Origin of the sequence: Rhodoferax sp. UBA5149, assembly GCF_002413825.1 — a bacterium.
GTDB lineage: Bacteria > Pseudomonadota > Gammaproteobacteria > Burkholderiales > Burkholderiaceae_C > Rhodoferax.
On record NZ_DHXT01000135.1, the window covers coordinates 1 to 9,633 of the forward strand.

A 9,633-nucleotide genomic window follows, 5' to 3' on the forward strand; every position below is an offset into this window, starting at 1 on the left:
ATGCTGCTGTACATCATCACCAACGCCGTGTTGTTCTCCTTCATCTTGACCAACGAGAACATCCCGCAGGCGCTGGCCGACTGGATGCTGGGCCATGGCCTGGGCATGATCACGTTCTTGCTCGCGGTCAACGTCATTCTGCTGCTGGCGGGCAACTTCATGGAGCCGTCCAGCATCGTGCTGATCTTCGCGCCGATCCTGTTCCCGGTGGCCATGAAGCTGGGCATCGACCCGGTGCACTTCGGCATCATCATGGTGGTGAACATGGAAGTCGGCATGTGCCACCCGCCGGTGGGCTTGAACCTTTACGTCGCCTCGGGCATCACCAAGATGGGCATCACCGAGCTGACGGTGGCGGTCTGGCCCTGGTTGCTGGGCATGCTGGGCTTCCTGATGCTGGTCACCTACTGGCCCGGCCTGTCGACCTGGTTTCCGAGAATGCTGGGGATGATGTAGCGCTGAAGGGCGGCACCATGACGGTGGGCACACCCGACTTGAGTTGGGTGGGTATCGGCAACATCAGACTGTGGCAAGAAGGCAAGCCAGCGCGTCGACGGATTCGGGTCGCCGCGACAGTTGAGACAAAAATTATCTCAAAAAGAAGTATTGCTATTGCATCTTTTAATAGATGCACATAGAATGCATCTATAGTGGCGTTTGCTTCAAACCAGCACCCACTCGCATTTCAACTTCACCACTAAGGAATATTTGCCATGCACGCTACGCGCAAACTCTGGACCTGGCTCGCCGTCATCTGTGTTCTCTCCTTCGCCGTTTTAGGCTGGGTCGGAACAGAGATTTATCTGACAGCGCCGCCCATCCCCAAACAAGTCATCAGCACCAAGGGAACGGTGCTATTTTCGGAAGGACAGGTGCAACGCGGTCAGGAAGCCTGGCTTTCGGCCGGCGGTCAGCAGTTGGGATCGGTCTGGGGTCATGGCAGTTACGTCGCACCGGACTGGTCGGCCGACTGGCTGCACCGCGAAGCGCTGGCGCTGCGCGCCATATGGTCGCAACGTGATTTCGGCAAGCCCTTTGAGCAACTGAGTGTCGGCCAGCAAGGCGAACTCAACGGCCGGCTCAAGAGCGAGATGCGAAGCAACACGTTTGACGCGAAAACCGACACCATCACGCTCTCGCCGGAACGCGCCGAGGCGGTGCAGCAGGTCGCACGGCATTACGTCAGCCTGTTCGGCAATGACCCGGCACTGGACAAGTTGCGCGAACAATATGCGATGAATGCCGGGTCATTGCCCGACCCACTGGATCTGCAAGCGCTACCGGCCTTCATGTTCTGGTCGGCCTGGTCGGCCGCCACCGACAGGCCCAATGAGACGGACCTGAGCTACACCAGCAATTGGCCGCACGAGCCGCTGGTCGACAACAGCCCGACCGCCGGGGCCGGTATCTGGTCGATTGCCAGTGTTATTTTCATGATCGCCGCCATCGTGGCCATGCTGTTCTACCATTCGACGGCCAAGGAGGAGGGCGACCCGACGCCGCCCAAAACCGATCCGCTGTTCGACCTGAAGCCAACGCCGTCCATGAAGGCGACGCGAAAATACTTCTATGTGGTGATCGGCCTGATCCTGGCGCAAGTGGCCATGGGGGTCATCACCGCCCACTATGCGGTCGAGGGCCAGAGCTTCTTTGGTTTCCCGCTGGCGCAGATACTGCCCTTTACGGTGAGCCGCACCATCCATACCCAGTTCGCGGTCTTGTGGATTGCCACCGCCTGGCTGGCGACCGGCCTGTACATCGCCCCGGCGATCTCGGGCCATGAGCCCAAATACCAGAAACTCGGGGTTGACGTGTTGTTCTATGCCTTGCTGTTCATCGTGGTCGGCTCCACCGCCTTCGGCTGGCTCGGTTCATTGCAGCACCTGGGCAATGATTTCAGCTTCTGGATCGGCAACCAGGGCCTGGAATTCACCAGCATGGGCCGCGTCTGGCAAGTGCTCTTGTTTATCGGCTTGCTGTTCTGGGTCACCCTGCTGGGACGCGGGCTGATGCCGGCCTTGAAGAAGCCGTCGGAGAGCCGCGGCTTGATTGCGATGGTGTTCCTGTCGGCCCTGTGCATCGGCGGCTTCTATGCGACCTCGTTGACCTGGGGTCCGCACACGCATTACTCGATGATCGAGTACTGGCGCTGGTGGTTGGTCCACCTGTGGGTGGAAGGCTTCTTTGAAGTGTTCGCCACGGCTGTCATTGCCCTGTTGTTCACCCGTCTGGGCCTGATTCGCGCCGCCACCGCCAACAGCGCGATCGTGCTGGAAACCATTGTGTTCCTGTTCGGCGGCATTCTGGGCACCTTGCATCATCTGTACTTCACCGGCACGCCGACCTTCGTGATCGCCATCGGCGCCATGTTCTCGGCGCTCGAAGTGGTGCCCTTGGCCATGATCGGGGTCGAGGCCTATCGCAACTACCAACGCTCCAAGGCCGCGCCCTGGGTGCAATCCTACAAGTGGTCGATCCTGTGCTTCATCGCGGTCGGCTTCTGGAACGTCGTCGGTGCCGGCTTGCTGGGCTTCTCGATCAACACACCGATCGCGCTGTACTACATGCAGGGGCTCAACATGACCGCGGCCCATGGTCATGCCGCGCTGTTCGGTGTCTATGGCATGCTGGGCATCGGTCTGCTGCTGTTTTGCCTGCGCGGCCTGTCGGATCGATTAGCCTGGTCTGACAAGCTGCTGGCCCCGATGTTCTGGTCACTCAATATCGGCCTGGCCATGATGGTGTTCATCTCGCTGGTGCCAGCCGGCATCTACCAGGCCTGGGCCAGTGTCACCAAGGGCATGTGGTTTGCCCGTTCACCGGAAGTCGTTCATTCACACTTCATGGAAACGATGGTGTGGATGCGGGTACCGGGCGATGTCGTCTTCGCCATCGGCACCTTGTTCCTGGCCTGGTTCGCGGTGCGGTTGCTGACAGCTGGCAAACGCAAGCAGTCGACACCGATGCCCGTGATCGCAGCCAAAAGAGCTTGAGCGAATAGGCTTGGATGACGCAAGCGCCCGATGTGCACACATCGCGGCGCTTGACCTGTTTCAGCCCTCATCAACAGGGTTTGAGCGGGGCCGGCGACCGCACTAGGTGTACCGGAAATAAACTGTTTGTGGCTCAGTCCCGGTGCGGGTCATCCGCCTGCTTGATCTCGTTGAAATATCTGAGATTGCCATGGCGGCTGTTTTTGGCGGCGTACATGGCTCTGTCGGCGTATCTGAGCAGCACTTCGTCATCTTCGTGATCATCCGGATAAACACTGATGCCGATACTGGGCGTCGCCAGCACGGACGTGCCGCGAATATCGTAAGCGGGCATCAGGGCATCGCGGATCTTGCGAGCCACCTCAGTAATGTCATCGATCTCCTGGACGTCCGGCACCAGCACGACGAACTCGTCGCCGCCCAGACGCGCCACCGTGTCCACCGCGCGCACGCTGTCCGTCATGCGCCGGGCGACGGCCTTCAGCAGCGCGTCGCCAGCGTCATGGCCCCAGGTGTCGTTGACCTGCTTGAAGTGGTCGAGATCGAGATACAGCAAGCCGATGCGCGTGCCTTCGCGTTTCGCGTATTCGATCGCCTGCTTCAGGCGATCATGCAACAGCGAACGGTTGGGCAAACCGGTCAGCATGTCGTAATGCGCCAGAAAATCAAGGCGTTCCTCGATCGCCTTGCGCTCGGTTATTTTGTAGAAAATACCCGAATAATTCGTGACTTTTCCGTTCTCATCCTGGATCACACTGATCGACAGGTACTTGGGATACTCGACGCCGTTCTTGTCGCGATCCCAGATGTCACCGCGCCAGTGGCCGGTTTCGCGAATGCTTTTCCACATCTGCTCGTAGAAAGCCCGGTCCTGGCGGCCGGACTGGAAGATGCGCGGGTTCTTGCCCAGCACCTCCTCCCGGTCATAACCCGTCATCTGGGTAAAGGCCTGGTTGACCATGATGATGTCACCCTTGGCGTCGGTAATGAGCATGGCCTGATTGGTCGACTCAAAGACCTTGGCGGTCAGCTTCAGGCGATCTTCCATCCGCCGTGCTTCCGTGATGTCGTCGCCGATCAGGATCGTGCTGTTCGCGTGCCCTGCGTACTCCGGCAAGCCCAGGGCATGCCAGTGCACATGGCGCGTCTCACCGTGACGGGTCAGCAATTCAGATTCAAATTCAACCGAGAACTCGGCGCGATCCTGTCCATCGGGGTAAATCATCCCAGGCAGTGGACTGTCGCCGGGGGCCAGAGGGGACTCGAAGAGTCGACGGTTGATCAGCTCGGCGCCCTCGTACGCCAGCAGCCGACACAAATTGCCATTGGAAAAGAGGACGCGTCCTTGCGTATCGAGCACGGCGGCAATCAGGCGCGTCTGCCGCAAGAGGGAAATCATGCGCTGCGCGGAGAGCTCCATTTCCAACTCACCCGCCTGATAGGCCGTGACATCGAAACACTGACCGATAAAACCGGAAAACTCGCCCGCTGCCGTCGTGCGTTGCATGCCCTGGCTGACAAACCAGCGGTAGACACCGTCGGCACGCTGATAGCGATAGAGAAGCCGGAACGGCTGTTGCTCGCGCACCGCCGTGTCCAGTTGATGTTGCAGGGCACTCAGCTCATCGGGATGGACGCGGTCGAGCCAACCGCGGGCCAATTCCTGCTTGGCCTCCCGGCCGGTGAAACTGAGCCAGGACGGACTGACGAAGTCGCACAAACCCTGTATGTCGCACATCCAGAGCAGCGTGTGTGCGGGATAGGCCAGGAAATGGAAATTCTCGTCCAGCGTCCACGACGAAGACAAACTGGGCGAAGCATTGGTTGGATTCATGCGGGATGCGCGGTGCCCGACCCGTCGTCAAGCCGACGCTTGGGGTAGCTGCGGACCACAATACTGGACACCGTTGCGCCCTTTGCCCTTGGCGGCGTACAAGGCAAGGTCGGCGGCCTCCAACAGCGCTTGCGCGCTGCAAGTCTGGCCCGACTCCATGGTGGAAACACCCAGACTGATAGTGATCTGGTCCGACATGCCCGACTTTCGGTGCGGCAGCTTGAGCGCCAGCACGGCGGTTCGCAGGTGTTCGGCGATGGCCAGCGCTTTGTTCTGGGCACAGTCGGGAAGGATCACGACGAACTCTTCACCGCCATAGCGGGCCAACTTGTCGGTTGCGCGTAACAGCCCGGCTTTGAGGGCCTGCACCAAGGTCACGAGGACCTTGTCGCCAGCGGGGTGGCCATACTCGTCGTTGTAGCCCTTGAAGTAGTCCACGTCCACCAGGATGAGCGACAACTTGGTCCCTTGGCGGCGCGCCAGTGCGAACTCCTGCTGGTAAAACTGGTCAAAAAAACCGCGACTGAAGGCACGCGTCAGACTGTCGGTCATGACCTCCTGGCTGAGCCGGTCCGATTGCTTCTGAAGGACTTTTTCGCGGGAAATCGCCCGGCTGGAATCGGCGATCTGAATCAGACAACAGGGTCCCCAGGGGGCGACGGCCAATGGCGTCATGGTGATGGCGTGCGGCATACGGTCGGCCGACTCGCTCATCGGCAGTTGCGCATACAGGGGCAAGGGACAGCGGTGCAGCACGTTGGACAACACGACCGGGAGTTTGTAGTGCAAGGCGTTGTGCAAAGCGGCGACAAAGGAGGCCGACGGCGCCGCGCCAAACACGGCCGCCAGGGGCTGCCCGAAAGCGTCCTGTGCGTCCACCCCGCTGTGCCGGGTCAGCCACCCGTTCCAAAGCAAAACATGGGCATCGGCGTCAACCAGCACCAGACCGAACCCCACCGCATCAAAAATCGTCGACCACGGCGGGCTGGCATCGAATTTATCGAGTTTCATGTTGTCAGTGGCACTAAATCCGGGTAAGAAATCGGTCAAGGTGAAGAATCAGATCCTGCAGTGACGAGGAACTCAGCCAGAAGATCAGGGTGCCCTGGCTGCGTCGCTTCTCGATAATCATGTTCATGTGCAGAATCAACATCAAAGGATTGTCGATATCGGAGACGATGCGCTCAATGACAACGTCGGGCGCATCGCTTGAATACTCCGGCAGCGTGCTTTCAAAAGAAATGCCCAGCATGTCCGCCATGGCCGACAGACAGGCGTTCAAAATGATGTTGCCGACTTCGCACATGGCCTCTTGTTCGTACTCAACCAGGTCCTCCTTCTGCACTTGCGAGCCAATCATCTCCTGCACGATTTCAAGCGCCCGTTCCTCCGTGAACAACAGGGAGGCCGCCATGTTGAACGGCCCCTTGAACTTTTGTTGAACCGAACCGAGTCGCGCCGAGGTGAGCGACAACACATTGGCGTTGATCTCGCTGGCACGGTAGAACTCGACTCTGGGCACGGACAGCAGGACTTCGTCGCCCACGATGTCACTCAAGCTCGATGCCGCGCGACCGGCACCGACGTTGAAAATTTCGGTAAGCGCGTCCAGCTGGGTGACCGATAAAACCATCAGTGTTACCCCTGAAAATGGGCCAGCACCAGCGCGACGGATTTTTCGGTCACGGGTTTTGCCACGAAGGGCACACCAATTTGCGCGGCGCGGGCTTGCTGGGTTTCCTGAATGTTGGCGGAGAACAGGACGATGCGCAAGACGGGCTGAATCTTCAGCAACTGTTCCGCGGTCTCGGTGCCCTGCAGTCCGGGCATGTTGATGTCCATGGTGCAGCAGTCGAAGGACTGCGCCTTGGCCAGGGCCAGCGCTTCATCACCGCTGCTGGCTTCGGTGATCGTCCATTGCGGGCACCGGGCCAATAGCAGGGACTTGATCAGCATGCGCGAGACGCGGCTGTCGTCGACGACGAGTACGGACTTGGTAGTGGGGTCGGCCATGGTGGTGTTGCTCTCGCGTTGATATGCCAGCGACGTCAGTGATCAGTGTACCGTCGGGCGGCGTTCGCTGGCGTCACTGGACCGTCGCCATGATTGTAGGCGCCACCGCAACGCTGTTCATTTCATATTGCCGCGTACTTCGCATCGGATTTCCCGCGCTTGGCCGACTTGCCCCATTTCTTGGCGCGGCCTTCCGCGCCGGGCGCCTGTCGGCCGTCCAGCTCGGCTTCCATGCGCTCGCACAGTGTGCGCAGAATCTTGACCCGCGCGTAGTTCTTGTCGTTGGCTTCGACCAGCGTCCAGGGTGCATTGCCGGTGCTGGTGCGCTCCACCATGTCGCATACCGCCTGCTGGTACGCACCCCATTTCTCGCGGTTGCGCCAGTCTTCCTGGGTGATCTTGAAACGTTTGAATTCAATCTCTTCTCGCTCCTTGAAGCGCCTGAGCTGCTCTTCTTGGGTAATCTGCAACCAGAACTTGACCACGATCACGCCGGCGTCGGCCAGTTCATGCTCGAAGTCATTGATCTCGGTGTAGGCCCGCAGCCAGTCGTTTTCACTGCAATACCCCTCCACCCGCTCGACCAGTACCCGGCCGTACCAGGTGCGGTCAAAAATGGCCACGTGCCCTAGGCGCGGCACATGGCGCCAGAAACGCCACAGATAAGGCTGTGCCCGCTCTTCTTCCGTGGGCGCGGCCACCGGAAACACCTGGTATTGCCGCGCATCCAACGCCGCGCCCATGCGCCGGATGGCGCCGCCCTTGCCAGCGGCGTCCGCGCCTTCAAAAGCACACACCAGCGAGCGGCCCTTGAAGCGCGCATCACGCACCAGCTCCGACAGGCGCCCCTGCCATTGGGCCAGCTCGCGCTCATAGGGCTTGTCCGTCAGTTTGAGTTTGAGGTCGAGCTCGGACAGCACGTTGCGGCCATCGGTGTCGACCCGCACCATGGGCGCCACCGGGGACTCCTGCTTGTCGGTGCTGGCCAGCTTCTCCTTCAAGGCCTCCAGCACGATCTGCCCGACCGTCAGCGAGCGGTAGCGGTCGTCCGTGCCTTCCACCACCACCCAGGGCGCCCAGGGTGTGTTGGTCATGCGCAGCAAGTGGCCGGCCACGTCTTGCAGCTGGTCGTAAGTTTTGAGCCGGTCCCAGTTCCACTTGGTCACACGCCAGGCGGTACGGGGGTCACTTTCGAGCGCCTTGAGCCGTTTTTTCTGCCCCTCTTTGGTCAAATGAAACCAGAACTTCAAGACCAGAGCGCCCTCGTTCACCAGCATCGCCTCAAAGCGGTTGATCTGGTCGGCCCGGGCATCGAGCTCCTTCATCGAGATCTCGCTCAGAATGCGCTGGCGAATCGGGTCCGAATACCAGGAGCCGGCGAAAATCCCGACACGCCCCTTGGCTGGCAAGGATCGCCAATAACGCCACACGGGCGGGCGCTCCCGTTCCTCGTCGGTCGGCTCGGCAAAAGCGAGCGTGGAAATAAAGCGGGGGTCCATCCACTCATACAGCACATTGATGGTTTCGCCCTTGCCCGCACCATCCTGGCCGCTAATCAGCACCACCACGGGGATTTTCCCGCTCTCCTGCAAGCCAGCCTGTGCCTCCAGCAGCGCAGCACGTAGCGCAGGCACCGCCTCACGGTAGGCGGTCTTGCTGATTTTGTGACCAATTTCTGCCGATTCAAACATCCATGCCCTCCAGTTGCCGTCTTGTTGCCAAGCGGCGAGGAGAATCATTCTAGGTCACGCCCTACCTTCGCCCGTCTGAAAATGGCATGTCGCACCGAACGCCATGGCAGACATGGCGCCGGGCCGCGCCAAAGCGCTTAGAAGCGGTAGCGCATACCTAAGGTGGTGATGCTGATGCGCTCACGGCTGCCGCCAATAAAATTCAGATCATGCGCGTCGTATTGCAGTACCGCCGACCACTGCGGATTGAACATATATTCGGCACCCACGCCAAGAGACAAGCCGAAACCGCTTTCGTCACCTGCGACGATGCCTGAGCCGGCTTGTGACGCCACGTTGGTGCGGCCATAAATCGTGCCGATCCTGCCCAGCAGATTGAACGCATCGCCCAGCGGCAGTTTGCCGACCAGGCTCATGCCGATACCATCCGCCCGGGTGCTGCCGCCAGCGCGGTTAACCCGGCCGAAATCGGTATAGCCAAACTCCAGACCGAAGTTGTTGTTGAAGTAGTTACCGGCGTAAAGGCTGTAAGCCGTGTCGCGACTGTCGGAACCAAAAAGACCCGTGCCGTCGCCCAGCGAGAAGTTCGACTGTCCAGCATTCAGGCCGATGTAGCTTTTGCCAGCGCCGTACATGCCGGAGCGGCTGCTGGCGCCGGACCTATTGTCTTGCGCCTGCGCGCCGACGACCGAGCCCAGCGATGCTGCGACCACGAACAAGCTGGAAATGATGCGATGTGACTTTTTCACGATGAATCCTTTGGGGGCTGAGGAACATCCCGGACCGCGCCAGCGTCTCAGCCAAGTTGAAGATTCAATCACTTTAGCGATTGCAGGCCGGCCACGATGTAGGCCATCTCCGGCACGTTTTGTAGGACGATCGCGCGGGCCTGCGCTACCTTGTCCGGTACCCCAACTGCTGCGCCACAAAGCCGTCAAACGCCCTCAGCAAGGGCGCAAACTGCTCGACGCCGCCCTCCAATTGCATCAGCGCGGCGCAAGTCGCCTCCAGCGTGGAGAGCTGATCGGGCCGATGCGCTTTGCGGATCAGGTAGTGGGACGCCGGCAGGTCGCGCAATGACAGGCGCGGCAATTGTTGCAGC

9 protein-coding genes are annotated in these 9,633 nt (G+C 60.2%); 2 read left to right on the plus strand and 7 right to left on the minus strand.

Annotated elements, in window-relative coordinates:
• Together B3V69_RS11770 and B3V69_RS11775 are read left to right on the plus strand one after the other, a co-directional pair.
• On the plus strand, positions 1-456 hold a 456-nt coding region (locus tag B3V69_RS11770), incomplete at its 5' end, for a TRAP transporter large permease subunit (RefSeq protein WP_296446748.1).
• Between the two features lie 257 nt (positions 457-713).
• Positions 714-2,993, plus strand: coding sequence for a nitric-oxide reductase large subunit (locus B3V69_RS11775; RefSeq protein ID WP_296446750.1), 2,280 nt, complete (start codon positions 714-716; stop codon positions 2,991-2,993).
• A 133-nt stretch (positions 2,994-3,126) separates the two neighbouring features.
• On the opposite strand, the gene B3V69_RS11780 is transcribed toward B3V69_RS11775, so the two are convergent.
• The 7 genes from B3V69_RS11780 to B3V69_RS11810 form a co-directional block, all read right to left on the minus strand.
• Positions 3,127-4,827 carry a sensor domain-containing protein gene (locus tag B3V69_RS11780; RefSeq protein ID WP_296446752.1) on the minus strand — a complete coding sequence of 567 codons (1,701 nt, stop codon included), beginning with the start codon at positions 4,825-4,827 and terminating at the stop codon, positions 3,127-3,129.
• A 27-nt stretch (positions 4,828-4,854) separates the two neighbouring features.
• Complete coding sequence (locus tag B3V69_RS11785) at positions 4,855-5,838, minus strand: GGDEF domain-containing protein (protein WP_296446754.1); 984 nt, start codon at positions 5,836-5,838, stop codon at positions 4,855-4,857.
• 13 nt (positions 5,839-5,851) lie between these two features.
• The gene (locus tag B3V69_RS11790) at positions 5,852-6,460 is read right to left on the minus strand and encodes a chemotaxis protein CheC (protein WP_296446756.1); all 609 of its coding nucleotides are present in this window, start codon (positions 6,458-6,460) and stop codon (positions 5,852-5,854) included.
• A 5-nt stretch (positions 6,461-6,465) separates the two neighbouring features.
• On the minus strand, positions 6,466-6,840 hold the full coding sequence (locus B3V69_RS11795; RefSeq protein WP_296446757.1) for a response regulator: 375 nt from the start codon (positions 6,838-6,840) through the stop codon (positions 6,466-6,468).
• 122 nt (positions 6,841-6,962) lie between these two features.
• A complete protein-coding gene (pap, locus tag B3V69_RS11800; RefSeq protein ID WP_296446759.1) occupies positions 6,963-8,531 on the minus strand; it encodes a polyphosphate:AMP phosphotransferase in 1,569 nt (522 codons plus the stop codon).
• Between the two features lie 137 nt (positions 8,532-8,668).
• Positions 8,669-9,280: an outer membrane beta-barrel protein gene (locus B3V69_RS11805; RefSeq protein WP_296446761.1), complete on the minus strand. Its 612-nt coding sequence runs from the start codon at positions 9,278-9,280 to the stop codon at positions 8,669-8,671.
• A gap of 145 nt (positions 9,281-9,425) precedes the next feature.
• The coding region (locus B3V69_RS11810) for a DTW domain-containing protein (RefSeq protein ID WP_296446763.1) at positions 9,426-9,633 on the minus strand (208 nt) is incomplete at its 5' end.

Coding starts and splice junctions, on each gene's coding strand:
- B3V69_RS11790 (WP_296446756.1), bottom strand. CDS start 6,460: ATGGTTTTATCGGTCACCCAGCTGGACGCGCTTACCGAAATTTTCAAC.
- B3V69_RS11785 (WP_296446754.1), bottom strand. CDS start 5,838: ATGAAACTCGATAAATTCGATGCCAGCCCGCCGTGGTCGACGATTTTT.
- B3V69_RS11795 (WP_296446757.1), bottom strand. CDS start 6,840: ATGGCCGACCCCACTACCAAGTCCGTACTCGTCGTCGACGACAGCCGC.
- pap (WP_296446759.1), bottom strand. CDS start 8,531: ATGTTTGAATCGGCAGAAATTGGTCACAAAATCAGCAAGACCGCCTAC.
- B3V69_RS11775 (WP_296446750.1), top strand. CDS start 714: ATGCACGCTACGCGCAAACTCTGGACCTGGCTCGCCGTCATCTGTGTT.
- B3V69_RS11780 (WP_296446752.1), bottom strand. CDS start 4,827: ATGAATCCAACCAATGCTTCGCCCAGTTTGTCTTCGTCGTGGACGCTG.